At 64.9% G+C, this 14,124-nt stretch carries 15 protein-coding genes and 1 tRNA gene; 3 read left to right on the top strand and 13 right to left on the bottom strand.

The genetic code is table 11. The features are described from left to right. Positions 1-2: 2 nt before the first annotated feature. From pilM to PW734_08040, 4 genes are read right to left on the bottom strand one after another with little or no spacing between them, the layout of a single operon-like run. Complete coding sequence (gene pilM / locus PW734_08055) at positions 3-1,736, bottom strand: type IV pilus assembly protein PilM (GenBank protein ID MDE1171143.1); 1,734 nt, start codon at positions 1,734-1,736, stop codon at positions 3-5. Further along, positions 1,736-2,359: a hypothetical protein gene (locus PW734_08050; protein ID MDE1171142.1), complete on the bottom strand. Its 624-nt coding sequence runs from the start codon at positions 2,357-2,359 to the stop codon at positions 1,736-1,738. The genes pilM and PW734_08050 overlap by 1 nt, the downstream gene beginning before the upstream one ends. A gap of 42 nt (positions 2,360-2,401) precedes the next feature. Next, positions 2,402-3,451 carry an agmatine deiminase family protein gene (locus PW734_08045; GenBank protein MDE1171141.1) on the bottom strand — a complete coding sequence of 350 codons (1,050 nt, stop codon included), beginning with the start codon at positions 3,449-3,451 and terminating at the stop codon, positions 2,402-2,404. 1 nt (position 3,452) lies between these two features. Beyond that, a complete protein-coding gene (locus PW734_08040; GenBank protein ID MDE1171140.1) occupies positions 3,453-4,328 on the bottom strand; it encodes a carbon-nitrogen hydrolase in 876 nt (291 codons plus the stop codon). A gap of 84 nt (positions 4,329-4,412) precedes the next feature. On the opposite strand from PW734_08040, the gene PW734_08035 reads away from it, so the two are divergent. Further along, positions 4,413-4,484: transfer RNA gene (locus tag PW734_08035), tRNA-Val, on the top strand. Positions 4,485-4,488: 4 nt separating this feature from the next. On the opposite strand, the gene lpxD is transcribed toward PW734_08035, so the two are convergent. From lpxD to PW734_07990, 9 genes are all read right to left on the bottom strand, one after another. Beyond that, positions 4,489-5,508, bottom strand: coding sequence for a UDP-3-O-(3-hydroxymyristoyl)glucosamine N-acyltransferase (gene lpxD / locus PW734_08030; protein ID MDE1171139.1), 1,020 nt, complete (start codon positions 5,506-5,508; stop codon positions 4,489-4,491). 18 nt (positions 5,509-5,526) lie between these two features. After that, entirely contained in the window at positions 5,527-6,147 is a 621-nt protein-coding gene (locus tag PW734_08025; GenBank protein MDE1171138.1) for an OmpH family outer membrane protein, read from the bottom strand. A gap of 11 nt (positions 6,148-6,158) precedes the next feature. Then, positions 6,159-8,639, bottom strand: a complete 2,481-nt coding sequence (gene bamA, locus PW734_08020) for an outer membrane protein assembly factor BamA (protein MDE1171137.1) — start codon at positions 8,637-8,639, stop codon at positions 6,159-6,161. A 98-nt stretch (positions 8,640-8,737) separates the two neighbouring features. Further along, positions 8,738-9,283 carry a 50S ribosomal protein L9 gene (gene rplI, locus PW734_08015; protein MDE1171136.1) on the bottom strand — a complete coding sequence of 182 codons (546 nt, stop codon included), beginning with the start codon at positions 9,281-9,283 and terminating at the stop codon, positions 8,738-8,740. Positions 9,284-9,338: 55 nt separating this feature from the next. After that, the gene (ssb, locus tag PW734_08010) at positions 9,339-9,818 is read right to left on the bottom strand and encodes a single-stranded DNA-binding protein (GenBank protein MDE1171135.1); all 480 of its coding nucleotides are present in this window, start codon (positions 9,816-9,818) and stop codon (positions 9,339-9,341) included. A gap of 33 nt (positions 9,819-9,851) precedes the next feature. Beyond that, the gene (locus PW734_08005) at positions 9,852-10,169 is read right to left on the bottom strand and encodes a 30S ribosomal protein S6 (protein ID MDE1171134.1); all 318 of its coding nucleotides are present in this window, start codon (positions 10,167-10,169) and stop codon (positions 9,852-9,854) included. Then, the gene (gene pth, locus PW734_08000; GenBank protein ID MDE1171133.1) at positions 10,166-10,732 is read right to left on the bottom strand and encodes an aminoacyl-tRNA hydrolase; all 567 of its coding nucleotides are present in this window, start codon (positions 10,730-10,732) and stop codon (positions 10,166-10,168) included. The genes PW734_08005 and pth overlap by 4 nt, the downstream gene beginning before the upstream one ends. Positions 10,733-10,771: 39 nt before the next feature. Beyond that, positions 10,772-11,458, bottom strand: a complete 687-nt coding sequence (locus PW734_07995; GenBank protein MDE1171132.1) for a 50S ribosomal protein L25 — start codon at positions 11,456-11,458, stop codon at positions 10,772-10,774. Between the two features lie 55 nt (positions 11,459-11,513). Continuing rightward, positions 11,514-12,860 (bottom strand): dipeptidase, encoded by a 1,347-nt coding sequence (locus PW734_07990; GenBank protein ID MDE1171131.1) that lies wholly within the window; start codon positions 12,858-12,860, stop codon positions 11,514-11,516. An 81-nt stretch (positions 12,861-12,941) separates the two neighbouring features. Here PW734_07990 and PW734_07985 point away from each other — a divergent pair, with 81 nt between their 5' ends. Further along, complete coding sequence (locus PW734_07985; GenBank protein ID MDE1171130.1) at positions 12,942-13,334, top strand: hypothetical protein; 393 nt, start codon at positions 12,942-12,944, stop codon at positions 13,332-13,334. 33 nt (positions 13,335-13,367) lie between these two features. Continuing rightward, positions 13,368-14,093, top strand: coding sequence for a hypothetical protein (locus tag PW734_07980; protein ID MDE1171129.1), 726 nt, complete (start codon positions 13,368-13,370; stop codon positions 14,091-14,093). Positions 14,094-14,124 lie beyond the last annotated feature (31 nt).

Here is a 14,124-nt window from a genome sequence, read left to right as displayed (position 1 = left end):
CGTCACGGGGCAAGGCTGAGGGGCTCCTTCAGCTTGAGGGAAAGAGTGTAGCTCCACGCCAGCTGCCCGTTTTCAGAGGGAGTCTCCGTGCTCAGGATCGCATTGGAGACCTTCTGCTTGTCGATTTCAAAGAGGCCGCTGTCCGCCAGGGCGGAGACGAAGCTGTTGACCACCTCCGGCTTGAGGCCGTTCTCGAACATGCCTTTGACCTCCAGCTCGGAGATCTGCGGGCCGCCGCTCCCCTTGTTAGGCTTGCCGCCCTTTTTGAGGGGACGGTTCTTCTTCTCCGCGCCGGGCGGCGCGTCGAGGGGCTGGCCGTCGTCCGTCGGCGTCAATTGGGTGATCCAGACGCCGGTGGGCAGGCGGGAATTCAGCTCGTTGAAGAGGCGCGGCCAGAAATCGCGCGCGGCCAGCAGGCGCTGCCCCTCGTCATAGGACTGGGAGAGAGCCTGATTTTTTTGGGCCAAGGGATCGATCTGCCCGGAAAGGCCCTGCAGGGAGGAGACTTCCTGCTGGAGGGATTCCAGGGAAGCCTGCGCCGCCCGCTTCTCCAGGGTGAAGAAAAGCGCTCCCAGCAGAAAGACCAGCGCCCAGACGGCCAAGGCGGCGCCCACTTCCAGCCGCTCCCGCTTTTGAGCCGCGCCCTGGGTGATGGAGCGGGGCACCAGGGAGATCTCCGCGGGCACGTGCCCGGCCCGGCGCAGCGCCAGGCCGACGACCTCGCCGAAGTGGTGTCCGTCCCGGGCCAGCGCGGCGCGGTCGACGGTGGGGGCCAGGCCCACGTTCTGGAACGCGTTGAAGAACTCGACGGGCACGCCGAATTTCTCCGCCAGGAAATGATCCAGATAAGGCAGACGGCAGCCGCCGCCGGTCAAAAGTATCCGCTTGGGCGCGGCGCCGCCCTGGTTGCGGTAGAAGACGATGGAGCGGTTCAGCTCCCCCTGGAGGCGGCCGATGCTGCCGCGCAGGAGGCGCCAGAGGCGCTCCGTGTCGGGATCGGGCTGCGGCGGATAATTCCCGCCCAGGCTGACGCCGCCGCGCTCGATTTTCATGGTCTCCGCGACGGGGAATGGCTCCTGGAATTCGTTGCAGATCTGCTGGGAAAGGGTGTTGCCGCCCTGGGAAAGGATGCGGGTGTAGAACCGGTCCCCCTCGATGAAAATGGCGCTGGTGGAGCGCGCGCCCATGTCGATCAATAGGACGCACTCTTCCGAGCGGGGCTGGTTGTAGAGGTAGGAGTCGTAGAGGGCCAGCGTGCCCACGTCGACCTGCACGGGGTCCAGGCCGGTGCGGCGGACGGAGTCGTATTCCTCCTCCAGGAGGTCGGCCTTCATGGCGACGATGATCGCCTCCTTTTCCGCGCCGCGGGAGGGCAGGACCATGAAGTCCCAGACCACTTCCGAGAGGGGAAACGGCACGACCTGCTGCGCCTCGAAGGCCACCAGCTTGTCCAGCTGCATGAGGTCGACGGCGGGCAGCTTGATCCACCGCATGAAGGCGGCGTGACCGGCGACGGCGAAAATGGTCTTGCCCGCCGGAATGCCTCCGGCGGCCAGGGCCTGGCGCACGGCGCGCGCCAGCACGGCGTGGCGGTTATCCTCCTTGTTCGGGTCCAGTTCCAGCGGGGCGGTGGCGAAGCGCGTGAGGGTCAGCGCGCCGTTGGCAGCCTGGAATTCCCCGACCTTGACCGTGTGGGAGCCGACGTCGAGGGCGATGATCGGCGTGGGAGCGGCCATTACTGGGAGGCGCTCCGGGTTTTGACCGGCGGATAGCGGTCGATGTTCACCAGGGCCCACGGGCTCTGGTCCCGCGGCAGCACCATGCCGCTGATCTTCCGCAGCGAGGAAACCCAGTTCGCATCGTCATCGTGCTCGTCGTGGAAGCTGATTTGCTGCCCGTCGATGAGCGCCTCCACGCGGATGTTCCGCTTCGCCTTAAAGTTGGAAAAGGCGTTTTCCCCGCCGAAACGGCGGATCGTGTAGGGATGGATGAAGAAGGAACCGTGCAGGTCCCGCTCATTCGGCACGTTGATAAACGTCGTCTCCCCGACGAGGAGCGCCGGGCTGCCTTCCTGGTCGTCCGGGCCGGACGGTTCCGCCACCTCCACATAGACGCGGAACTGAAGAGTGTCGATGAACGGCTTTTCGTTCCGTGCGGTGAAATCGAAGTTCACCTGCAACCACTTAGGCGAGGGCGTGACCGGGGTGGAAGTCGCCGCGGAAACGGTGTAATTGGGCGTCGGGACCAGATTGGCCTCCACCTTGGTAATAACCACGGGGCCGTTCGTATCTCCCTGCTGGGCAAAGGAGAAGGAAGGAACGGCAACGAGCAAAAAGAGGATCCAGCTGAACTTCCTCATCTGGAAGGAGGGTAGGTGCGTCTCATTTGCGGTCAAAGCTTTTTACACAGATTTCCAAAAAAGGGGCTGCTGCTGCGTGATGCAGTGGAGGGCGCCCAAGCCCCAGATGAGTTCCCGGGCCGCGAAGGGCACGATCCGTCGTCCCGGGAAGAGCGGGGCCAGGATGGAGCAGGCCACATCGTCCTGGGGGTCGCCGAAGACGGGGACCAGGACCTGGTTGTTGGCGATGTAGAAATTGGCGTAGCTGGCGGGGAGCCGCTGCCCGTCCTGCACCAGGGGCGCGGGCATGGGCAGGTCAATGACCCGCAGCGACCGCCCGCGCGCGTCGGTCATCGTCTCCAGGCGGCGGCGGTTTTCCAGCAGAGGCTTATAGTTCTCGTCGGCCGGATCCCGCTCCACCACCGTGACGACGACGCCGGGCGAGACAAAGCGGGTCAGGTCATCGACGTGGCCGTCCGTGTCGTCCCCCAGGATGCCGTCCCCCAGCCAGAGGATCTTCTCCACGCCCAAGTAGCCCCGGAGAGCCGCCTCGATCTCCTCCCGGCTCTTGCCCGGATTGCGGTTCGGGTTGAGCAGGCACGATTCCGTGGTCAGGAGCGTCCCCTCCCCGTCGACGTCGAGCGAGCCGCCCTCCATCACCAGGCCGGGGGAAAAGAGAGGCATGTCAAGGTAGTCGGCCACGTGGCGCGGCACGGCGTCGTCAAAGTCGTAGGGCGGATACTTGCCGCCCCAGGCGTTGTAGTCCCAGTCGACGACCGCCGTCCCCGCCGCGTTCTGGATGAAAATGGGGCCGTGATCCCGGCACCACGGCTCGTAAGCCGGGAACTGATGCAGGATGACCGGATGGCGCGGCGCGGGCGCCCATTGGCGCAGGGCCGCCTCCACCGCCTGCCGGTGCACGGGGGAAAAGACGTTGATGTGGACCGCCTCCTCCTGCGCCAGGAGAGACGCCAGGCGGCCCCAGATCGCGTCGGCGTCCGTCTCGCCCCCGGGGAAGCTGATCCCCTCCGGACGGGGCCAGGAAAGCCAGGTGGCGGCGTGCGGCGCCCACTCGGCGGGCATCCGGTAGCCGGAAGCGGCGGGAAGAGACATGCTAGTCGATGTACCGGCGGGTCAGGTCGCCATAGGCCTCGATCCGGCGGTCGCGCAGGAACGGCCAGTGGGTGCGGGTCGTGTCGACGCGCTCCAGGTCGACCTCCGCCAGAAGGATCTCCTCCTTGTCGGAAGAGGCCTTCGCCACGAGGGTGCCGGAAGGGTCGGAGACAAAGCTCTGCCCCCAGAACTCCAGGCCGTCGCCCCCGTAGGGCTTCTCATGGCCGATGCGGTTGACCGCCGCGACGTAGCAGCCGTTGGCCACCGCGTGGGAACGCTGGATGACCTCCCACGCCCCGTGCTGGGCGGCGCCGTACTGGGCCTTTTCCGAAGGGTGCCAGCCGATCGCCGTGGGATAAAAAAGAATCTGCGCGCCCTGGAGGGCGGTGAGGCGGGCCGCCTCCGGATACCACTGGTCCCAGCAGACGAGGACGCCGATCTTGCCGAACTTCGTCTTCCACGCGCGGAAGCCCAGGTCGCCCGGGGTGAAATAGAACTTCTCGTAAAAGAGCGGGTCGTCCGGGATGTGCATCTTCCGGTAAAGACCCAGCAGAGTCCCGTCCGCATCGAAGATGACCGCCGTATTGTGATAAAGCCCGGCGGCGCGCCGCTCGAAGAGAGAGGCGATGACGACGACGCCCTTTTCCTTCGCCAGCTTGGAGAAGGCCTCCGTGCTGGGGCCCGGGATTTCCTCCGCCAGCTTGAAATTCTCGTGGTCTTCCGCCTGGCAGAAGTAGGGGGAGCGGAAAAGCTCCTGGGAACAGATGATCTGGGCCCCTTGGCCGGCGGCCTTTTCCATCAGGGCCAGCTGGCGGCGGAGATTATCGGCCGGATCGGAGCCGGCATGCGTTTGAACGAGGCCTAGACGGACTTTCATCAGCCTCCTTAGTTGCCCGGAAAGAACCGCACGAGCAAGCCTTGCCTGGGGGAAGAATTGCTGCTAGCTCTTCCTACTCTCCACGCGCGGTTAGCTTAGCGGTAGAGCGTCCGCTTCACACGCGGAAGGTCACAGGTTCGAACCCTGTACCGCGCAGGTTCTACTTTCCGGCGGCCTTTTCCAGGCCGCGGATCTTGTCCCACATCTCCGGGAGCTTCCGGAACAGGGCTTCCAATTTCAAATTCTCCCGCAGCGGGAGCGCGTGGCGTCCGCTCAGGACGGAGCCCGCGGGGACGTCCTTGGCCACGCCGGACTGGGCGGTGATGACCGCCTTGTCCCCCACCTGGAGATGCCCGGCCAGGCCGACCTGTCCCGCCAGCGTGACGTATTTGCCGATGACGGTGCTGCCGGAAACGCCGACCTGCCCGACGAGGACGGAGTGCTCCCCGACCACGACGTTGTGGGCGATCATGACTAGGTTATCGATCTTGGCCCCCTTCTTGATCCAGGTCCGGCCGAAGCGGCCGCGGTCGACGGTCGTGTTGGAGCCGATCTCCACGTCGTCGTCGATCTGGACGTAGCCGATCTGGGGGATCTTCTCATGGCGGCCTTCCTTAAACTCGTAGCCGAAGCCGTCCGAGCCGATGACCGCCCCGGCGTGGAGAATGACGCGGCTGCCCAGGACGCAGTGCTCCCGGAGCACCACGCGCGGGTAAAGCAGGCAGTCCTCCCCGATGACGGCGCCCGCGCCGACGTGGACGCCGGAACCGATCACCGTGCGCGCGCCGATGCGGGCGCCCGCCTCGACGACGGCGTGGGGCTGGATGCTGGCCCCCTCCCCCAGGACGACGTCCGCCGCCAGGACGGCGGTGGGGTGGACGCCGGGAGCGTAGGAAACGGGCGCGGGGCGGAAATGCTCCGCCACCTTGGCGAAGGCCAGGGAGGGCGATTCGACGCGGATCAGGGCGCAGGGGAAGGACTCGTCCTCATCCAGGGGAACTAGGATGGCGGAAGCGCCGGTCTGCTTGGCCGCCTGGAGGTAGCGGCGATTTCCCAGGAAGGAGAGATGGCCCGGGCCCGCTCCGGCCAGGTCGGAGATGTTGCCGATGCGGAGGCCGGAATCGCCCTCCACCTTGCCGCCGACCATCTCGGCCAGCTGGGCCAGGGTGAACTCAGGCATGGCGCGGGCGGACGGGGACTAGGGCTTGGCCGCGGGGGCGTTGCTGCTGCCGGCGGCGGCAGGGGCCGTGTAGTTGGCGGGCTTGGTGGCGTTAAGGCCCTTGATCACCTCGTCGGTGATGTCCTTCACGTCCTGGGAGTAGAGGACGACGGGGGTGCCGTTCATGCTGGGGGCGGACTTGTCGATGACCAGGTTGAACTTCTCCTTCGTGCTGGTCTCGGTGACGAACTTGGTGATCTCGTCCACCAAACCGGCGCGGATGCGGCGGCTCTGGTCCTCAAACTCGCGGGAGCGGACGCCGTCGAACTCGCGCATCTGGCCCTGCTTGTTGACGATTTCCTGGCGCTTCTGGTCGAAGGCCTTTTGCTTGGCGGCGCGGGCCGACTCGGAAAGGGTCTTGTCCTCGGACGCTTCCTGGAGCTTCTTGGCGTCGTCGACCATCTTCTGGTAGTCGGCCACCATCTCGTCCCGCTCCTTGCGGAAGCCGGTGACGCGCTCGTTGAGAAGGGAGTCGGCGTCCTTCGTCTTGTAATAGCCGTTGAAGACGGCCTGCAGGTCGACGGTGGCGATCTTCAGTTCCGCGCGCAGGGCGGGAACGGCCAGGAGGGAGATGGCGGCGATGAGGAGGATCCGTTTCATGATGGGTTGGGTTAGAATTGATAGCCGACGTCGAAGCTGAAGCGGCCGCTCGACTTGTTCCAGGAGTCGTATTTGACGGGGACGCCGTAGTCGAAGCGCAGCGGGCCGATGGGCAGGTTCAGGCGCAGGCCGACGCCGACGGCGGCGTTGTAATCCGGCAGGATGTCGCCGTAGGCGGCAAAGGACTGGTCGACGAAGCCCGCGTCGTAGAAGACGGCGCCGCGCACGCGGTCGATGATGGGCCAGGTGAGCTCGAAGTTGATGTAGCCGTAGGTGTCGCCGCCGGTGGGCTGGTCGGTGCCCGGGTAGACGGGGCCCACGCCGCGGTTCTGGAAGCCGCGCACGGAACGGGAGCCGCCCAGGAAGAAGCGGTCGAAGAGGGGCACCTTGTTCGAGTCGCCGGGGTAGCTCTGCATGTCGCCGTAGGAGTTGACCACGCCGGTAGCGCCCTTCATGGAGAAGATGAGGTCCCACGGCAGGGGGAAGAATTTCTGCGCGTTGGCTTCCAGCTTGTAGATGTCCGTCTGCCCCAGCAGAGGGCCGCCCGCGCCCTGGACGATGAAGTTGACCTGCTCGCCGCGGCGGGTCAGGAAGATGTTGTCCCGGGTGTCGTAGGAAAGGGAGGCGGTGACGGAGCTTTCCGAGCGGCTGCCGCGCTGGGCGTAAAGGCCGGGGATGGAGGCGGCGGTGGAGGAGTCGAAGTCGTAAAGGGAGATTTCCTGCAGCTTGTACATGACCGTGGCGGTCCAGAAGGGGGTCAGCTGCTTGGAGACGCGCGCGTCGGCGCCGATTTCCAACTGGGAGTAGAGGGCGTTCTGGTAATCGTTGTTGAACTGGTGGGCGAAGAGGTCGAAGCCGACGGAGAGCGGCTTGTCCATGAACCACGGCTCGGTGAAGGAGAGGGTGAAGTCCTTGCGGACGAGGCCGTACTGGACGCGGGTGCGGAACTTCTGGCCGCCGCCGGTGAAGTAGGGCCAGTTGCCGATGTCGAAGTTGCCCTGGGACAGCTCGACGAAGCCGAGGAGGCTGTCCACGGAACTGAAGCCGACGCCGAAGGTGATGTTGCCGGTGCGCTTTTCCTCGACGGTGACGACCATGTTGCGGCGGTTCGGCACGGAGGTGTCCTGCGGGCTGATGTCGACCTTCTCAAAGTAGCCGAGGTTCTCCAGGCGCTTCTTGGCCGCGTCGACGCGGACGCTGTCGTAGACGTCGCCCGGGGCCAGCGGCAATTCGCGGCGCAGGACCTTGTCCTTCGTCCGGTTGTTGCCCTGGATGATGATGCGGTCGACGAAAGACTGGGCCCCCTCGACGATGTGGTAGTCGAGGTCGATCTTGGCGCTCTCCACGTTGGAGATGCGGTCGGGGCGGACCTCGGCGTCGATGTAGCCGTTCTTGCCGTAGAGGTCGCGGATCGCCTTCACGTCGTCCTGCAGGCCCTTGGGCGAGAAGACGGCCCCCTCCCCCATCTTGAGGGCCTTGCGGATGGCGGCGACGTCGTAAAGGGTGTTGCCGTCGACCTTGATGGAGCCGACGTGGTATTGGATCCCCTCGAAGACGGTGATGGTCAGCTTCATCTCCTCCGGCTTCGGGTAGGTGATGGCGGTCTTCTTCACCTCCACGTCGATGTAGCCGTGGTTCTGGTAGAATTCCTTGAGGTGCTGCAGGTCGTCCTGGAAGTCGTCTTCCTTGAAGAGGCCGGACTTGTCGATGAAGGAGATGAGGTCCTTCACGCGGGTCTTCTTGAAGGTCTTCCGCAGTTCCTTTTCCGTGAAGGCCTTGTTCCCGGCGAAAACGATCTGGCGGATGAAGGCCTTGGCCCCCTCGTTTACGGTGAAGATGACGACGGCGCGGCCGAACTGCTCGTTGACGTCGATCTTGTAGGTGATCTGGACGTTGTTGAAGCCCTTGTTCTGGTAGTAGTCCCGCATCTTCTGGCAGTCCTCGGCGATCTGCTCCTCGCTGAGGGGCTCGCCGGCCTTGGAGTGGATTTCCTTGCGGAGGCGCTTCTCTTTGATCTGCTTGGCGCCGTTGATGATGATTTCCTTCACCAGCGGCTTCGGCTGGACGACGACGGTGACCTTGATGCCGGTGGCCAGCGGCTGGTCGGAGATGCGGAGATTGGTGAAGAGGCCGGTGGCGTAAAGGTTGCGGACGTCCTCTTCCACCGTGGCGGGGGAGTAGGGTTGGCCGACCGCCGTCCGCATGTTGGAGAGGATGACGCTCTTGTTGACCGACTGGGGGCCGACGTAGACGACCTCAATGTCTTTGACGACGGGGCCGTAGTTGGTGTCCTTGACCGCGTCGGGAGCCTGGACGGTCCGCTTTTCGGCGTCGGGGACCTGGGGGACGTTCAGCTTCTGCTCGCCGGCCGGCAGCGGCTGCGCGCCGGCGGGCAGGAGGAAGGCCTGGAAGGAAAAGCTGGCAAAAAGCAGCGCGGAGAAGAGGGCCTTTACCCTCTTCCCGCGTAAAAGCCGCTGCTTGGTGCTCTTCACGTACACGTTAATCCCTTAACACCTGTAAAGCACAGGCAGGCGGCGATGCTGCGGAGGAACCCGCGCTTCGTCAAGGGGGTAAAACCCAACCGCCCGGCTTAAGCCGAGGCGGTGGGCTTCTTGGTGCTCTTGCGGGCGGTCTTGCGCGCGCCCTTGGCGTCCTCGGCGCCTTCGGCCTCTTCCCCTTCGGGAGCGGGCGTGGCGACCTGGATCTTCAGCTTGGCGGAAATTTCCGGGTGGACGGCGATGATGATCTCGTGGGAGCCGGTCTCCTTGATCGGCTTCTCCAGCTTCACCTGCTTGCGGTCGACGGTGTAACCCTCCGCCTTCAGGCGCTCGATGACGTCGTGATTGGTGATGGAGCCGAAGACCTTGTCCTGGCCCTGGCCGGCGGCGAGGGTGAAGGTGAGGTTCAGCTTGTTGATCTTGCCGGCCAGTTCCTGGGCGGCGTTGAGCTCTTCGGCCTCGCGCTGGGCGCGCTTTTGCTTGAGCTGCTCGATCTGGCGCTTGGTGGCGGAGGTGGCCAGGACGGCGTGGCCCTGGGGGACCAGGAAATTACGGGCGTAACCGGGGCGGACGGAGACGACGTCGGCCTCGACGCCCAGGCCCTCGATCTTGTTCTTCAGTAGCACTTCGACTTGCATGGCAGTTCCTTGATTCGTGGTTGGTTTAGATGGATGAAAGGGCCCGGCTTGCGGTTTAGAAAGGGACGTCGTCGTCGGACGGGCCGGGCTCGTGCGCCTCGTAGGCGGGAGCCTGGGAGCGCGGGGGGGCCTGGTTGTAGCTGTCGCCGCCGCTGCGGCCTTCGCCGCGGGGGGCTCCACCACCGCCGCCGCCGCCGCCTTCGCGGGGACGGCCCAGGAACTGGATGCGCTCCGCGACGACGCGGAGGCGGTTGCGTTTCTCGCCTTCCTTGGTCTCCCACTGGTCGAGCTGGAGGCGGCCCTCGACGAAGATGGGCGAGCCCTTGCTGAGGTACTGCTTGGCGGTTTCCGCCTGGCGGCCCCATACGACGAGGTCGACGTAGCAGACTTCCTCACGCACCTGGCCGTCCTGGCTCTTGAAGGAGTTGTTCAAGGCCATGGCCAGGTCGCCGACGGCGGTGCCCTTCGGGGTGTAGCGCACCTCGGGATCCCGGGTGAGGTTCCCGATGAGCATCACTTTGTTCAGGTCGGCCATGGCGGTGGGAGTTTTAAGAAGACGGGAAGGAGACTAGGCCGCGACGGCTTCGTTCTCGTTCGCCTTCAGGTAGAACTGGCGGAAAACGCCGGCCTTTCCGAGGGAGAGCTTCTTGCGCAGAGCGACGATCTGGGAGGGTTCCATGGAGAAGCGGACGTTCACGTAGAAGCCGGAGTCGACGTCGTCGGCGATGCGCTCGAAACGGCGGCGGTCCATCTTCTGGGTGCCCTGCACGCTGCCGCCAAGGGCGTTGATTTCCTTCTCGATGGCGTCGAGAGAGGCCTTGATGGGATCTTCTTTCCCGGCCTTTTCCTGCGCTTCCAAAATGTAGAGTCCGTCGTAGCGATTCATAGTTCCTGTTTTTTGTTAAAGAGGGTCATTGCTAGCGAAATTCCCCGGTCCTGGCAACAGCGAAACGCGTCCTTTGCGCGATCGAGGAAAAGAGGGAGCTGCGCCTTCTCTTCCGGGGTGAAACGGGCCAGGACGAAGTCTTCCACGGCCCACCGTTCCGGCACGGGGCCCATGCCCAGGCGGAGGCGGGCGTAGTCCCGGGTGCCCAGGGTTTCCTCAATGGAGCGCAGGCCGTTGTGGCCGCCGTGGCTGCCGCCGGTGCGGAAGCGGATTTCGCCGAAGGGAAGCGCGAAGTCGTCGACCAACACCAGGAGGTCGGCCGGGGTGAGCTTAAGCCAGGAGAGCCAGGCGGCCACGGCGGGACCGCTCAGGTTCATGTAGGTCTGGGGCTTTAGGAAGCGGACGTCGCCCTCGCGGGCGACCTCGACCGGGCCGCGGCTCTCCGGGGAGAACGCGGCGGGGGAAAGGACGGCGTCCAGGGCGGCAAAACCGAGGTTGTGCCGCGTCCCCTCGTATTTGGAGCCGGGATTGCCCAGCCCGACGATAAGCCGGTAAGACGGCATCGGGGGCGGGCCGGGACGGGAAGGACCGCGCGGGGGCGGTTACTTCTTCTTGTCGCCCTCGGCGGCGGGGGCGGCTTCCTTCTTTTCCTTGAGGACCTCGGGCTCCGTGGCGGCGGCCGCGGGGGCGGTGCTCTCGGCGGCCTTGGCCTCGTCCTCGGTCAGAGGAGCGTGGACGGCGACGACGGACTGGTCCTTCGGGTTGAGGACGGTGACGCCTTCCGGCAGGGCGATCTGGCCGACGTGGATGGCCTGGCCGATTTCCAGGGCGCTGACGTCGACGGTGATCTGCTCGGGGAGATACTTCGGCAGGCAGGAGACGCGGAGGCGGCGCAGGATGGTCTCCATGAGGCCGCCGCCGACGCGGACGCCGACGGGCTCGCCGACTTCGACAACGGGGACTTCAACGTGGATCTCTTCGTCGGCCGCGATCTCGTGCAGGTCGACGTGGACGATGTTGTCCTGGAGGTAGTGGTGCTCGACCTCCTGGAGGAAGACGAACTTCGTCTCGGCCTTTTCGCCGCCGCTCAGCTGGAGGTCGACCAGCACGTTCTCGCTGGAGACGTGGTGGAGCGCTTCGCTCAGCTCCTGGCTGTTGATCTGGACGGGCCAGGTGCCGCGCTTGCCGTAGATGACGCCGGGGATTTCGCCCTTGGCCCGGAGGGCCTTGGCGGCGCTGCGGCCGGTGCCGGTGCGGATCTGCGCCTTGAGAGAGATCGTCTTAGCCATAATTACCTTTAAATAGTTTGTTTCTTCGGTCTGAAAGGAGGGGAGAGCTTACAGATCATGCCGTGCCTGGCAACCCTAATTTATGCAAAAGGGCCTGATTGAGCCGGATACCCGCCTCCAGGTTGGCCAGGGGGAAGGTTTCGTTGGGGGCGTGGGCGTTGCAATCGGGCAGGCACAGGCCCAGGAGGAGGGTGTCGGCCCCCAGGATCCGCTTGAAATCGGCGACGATAGGGATGCTCCCCCCTTCCCGCGTGAGCGCCAGGGGGACGCCGGGGAAGGTTTCTTGAAGGGCTTCCTGGGCCCGCTTTCCGTGGCCGGTGTGGGGCTCCACGATGTAGGGGTCGCCCGCATGGCCGATCTCCACTTCCAGCCGGATGGAGGGCGGGCAGTGGGCCCGGAAGTGCTTGGCCGCCTTGGCCAGGACATCCTCACCCTTTTGGCCGGGGACCAGGCGGAAGGTCAGCTTGGCCCGGGCCTCCTTCGGCAGGACGGTCTTGGACCCTTCCCCCTGGTAGCCGCCGTAAAGGCCGTTGACCTCCGCGGTGGGGCGGCCCCAGATGCGCTCCAAGGGGCGGTAGGCCGCCTCCCCGTCCAAGGCGGGCACGCCGGTCATCTCCTTGAGGCGGGCTTCCGTCAGGGGCAGCTTTTGCCAGGCCTCCCGCTCCCAATCGGCCAGCGGGGCCACGCCGTCGTAAAAGCCCTCGATCGCCACGCTGCCGTCCGGCCGGTGGAGGCTGGCGATGAGCCGGGCCAGAACGGTCACCGGATTGGCCACGGCCCCGCCGTACATGCCCGAATGGAGGTCCTGGGCCGGGCCGGTGGCGTGCAATTCCATGGCGGCGACGCCGCGCAGGCCGTAGGTGAAGGTGGGGACGCCGGGGGCGATCATCGGGCTGTCGGAGATGACGACGACGTCGGCCGCCAGCCGCTCTTTCTCCTTTTCCAGGAAGGGAGCCAGGCTGGGGCTGCCGATCTCCTCCTCCCCCTCGATGACGAAGCAGACGTTGACCGGCAGCTCTCCGTCCCGGCGCAGGGCTTCCTCCACCCCCAGGATGTGGGCCAGGATCTGCCCCTTGTTGTCCGCCGCGCCGCGCGCGGTGACGACGCCGTTTTCCACGTGGGGCTCGAAGGGGGGGTGGGTCCACAGCGCCAGGGGATCGACTGGCTGGACGTCATAGTGGCCGTAGATAAGGACGGTGGGTTTGCCGGGCTGGGGCTTGCTCCGGGCCACCACGACGGGGAGGCCCGCCGTCTCGTGCAGCTCCGTCGCCAGTCCCATGCCGCGCAGGCGCTCCACCAGCCAGGCGGCACACTCCCGCGTTGGGGTCCGGTAGGCCGAGTCGGCCGAAATGCTGGCAAAGGAAAGGAACTTGAGAAAATCGTTCAGGGCGGATTCCTGCATGATGGCGCACGCTACCTTAAAGCGCCGGGGCCGCCAATTGACTTTCAGTCCCCAGGCCGGTTCAATTGGCTCCCCCCCCTTATGCCCCTCCTTGCCCTGCTCCTCCTTTTTGCCCCCCTGGCGGCCTCTGCCCAGGAAGCTCCTGCGCCCACCCCGGACTCGAAGCAAAACGCGGCGGAAATGACCCTGATGATGCTTTCCCAAAGCCTGGCCCTGACCCCCGCCCAACAGGACCAGCTCCGCCCGATCCTGCGGGACAAGTTCAAAAAGGCGGAGGAAATCCGCCATAACGCGGCCCTGACCTCCGAGCAAAAGCGGGCCCAATGGCAAGAGCTTTACCAAAGCGGCCGCCAGCAGGCCGACGCCATCTTGACCGCCCAACAGAAGGAGACCCTGGACCGCCTGGCCACCTCCCTGAACAACGCCTCAGGACACCTTTCCAAAGCCGCCCCGGAAAGTCCGCCTGCGGATTGATTTCCGGCACACAACTGGCTTGCATAGGGAGATATGAAGTCCTCCTTCAAGTCGCTCCCGGCGGTCTTTGGCGTGTGGATGACAGTCCTGGGCATGGCCTGGGCCCAAAATGGAGGCTTCGTCGATGACACCCCGAGTTCCTCCTCCTCTTCTTCTTCTAGCAGTTCCTCCTCTCTTTCCAGCCTAGCTGCCACAGCGGCCGCCGCCGCGGCTTCTCCCACCCTCCCTACCCTGCAAGGTCCTGTTGGGATCGCCAAAATCCCTGGCGTCGTCGTCCCCAAGGCCGGATCGCCACTGACCTCTAACGAGATCACCTCCTCTGTCAATAACGGCACGCAAACCTTGGTCGAAAAGCTGGACCTCAGCATGTATCAGAAAAACCAGGTCATCTACTCCCTCTCCAGCACCCTGAAACAGGCTCAAGCTAAAGCCACCTCCTACGGGGATACTCCCGCCGCATCTCAAAGCGAACTCGACTCCCTTTACACCGAGGGACTCACCAAAGTACAGGGCAGCTTCAACGCCACTCAAAAAGAAGCTTTCCAAAAGCTGATTAGCGCCTCCGATCCGCCCGACGTCAATAAAATCGCCCAGGCGGCCTCCTCTCAACAATCTCAAACGAAGACTTTCGTGCAGCAACAATTGGCCCAAATGAAGGCCATTCAAAATGATCCCAATCTGACGTCGGAACAAAAAATCGCCCAATTGGAAGCCCTGAAGCAGCAAACGCGCGCGGCCATCCAATCCATGAGCCAATAGGCCTCCGGCAACTAGGCCGCAACTTCCCGCG

This window comes from Verrucomicrobium sp., from assembly GCA_028283855.1.
Taxonomy (GTDB): Bacteria; Verrucomicrobiota; Verrucomicrobiia; order Methylacidiphilales; family GAS474; genus GAS474.
This window is presented reverse-complemented; position numbering and strand designations above follow the sequence as displayed.

Bases quoted from the DNA above. Each gene is read 5' to 3' on its own strand.
- PW734_07985 (MDE1171130.1), top strand. From the start codon at position 12,942: ATGCCCCTCCTTGCCCTGCTCCTCCTTTTTGCCCCCCTGGCGGCCTCT.
- PW734_07990 (MDE1171131.1), bottom strand. From the start codon at position 12,860: ATGCAGGAATCCGCCCTGAACGATTTTCTCAAGTTCCTTTCCTTTGCC.
- PW734_07995 (MDE1171132.1), bottom strand. From the start codon at position 11,458: ATGGCTAAGACGATCTCTCTCAAGGCGCAGATCCGCACCGGCACCGGC.
- PW734_07980 (MDE1171129.1), top strand. From the start codon at position 13,368: ATGAAGTCCTCCTTCAAGTCGCTCCCGGCGGTCTTTGGCGTGTGGATG.
- pth (MDE1171133.1), bottom strand. From the start codon at position 10,732: ATGCCGTCTTACCGGCTTATCGTCGGGCTGGGCAATCCCGGCTCCAAA.
- lpxD (MDE1171139.1), bottom strand. From the start codon at position 5,508: ATGCCTGAGTTCACCCTGGCCCAGCTGGCCGAGATGGTCGGCGGCAAG.
- pilM (MDE1171143.1), bottom strand. From the start codon at position 1,736: ATGGCCGCTCCCACGCCGATCATCGCCCTCGACGTCGGCTCCCACACG.
- PW734_08025 (MDE1171138.1), bottom strand. From the start codon at position 6,147: ATGAAACGGATCCTCCTCATCGCCGCCATCTCCCTCCTGGCCGTTCCC.
- PW734_08005 (MDE1171134.1), bottom strand. From the start codon at position 10,169: ATGAATCGCTACGACGGACTCTACATTTTGGAAGCGCAGGAAAAGGCC.
- PW734_08050 (MDE1171142.1), bottom strand. From the start codon at position 2,359: ATGAGGAAGTTCAGCTGGATCCTCTTTTTGCTCGTTGCCGTTCCTTCC.
- PW734_08045 (MDE1171141.1), bottom strand. From the start codon at position 3,451: ATGTCTCTTCCCGCCGCTTCCGGCTACCGGATGCCCGCCGAGTGGGCG.
- ssb (MDE1171135.1), bottom strand. From the start codon at position 9,818: ATGGCCGACCTGAACAAAGTGATGCTCATCGGGAACCTCACCCGGGAT.
- rplI (MDE1171136.1), bottom strand. From the start codon at position 9,283: ATGCAAGTCGAAGTGCTACTGAAGAACAAGATCGAGGGCCTGGGCGTC.
- PW734_08040 (MDE1171140.1), bottom strand. From the start codon at position 4,328: ATGAAAGTCCGTCTAGGCCTCGTTCAAACGCATGCCGGCTCCGATCCG.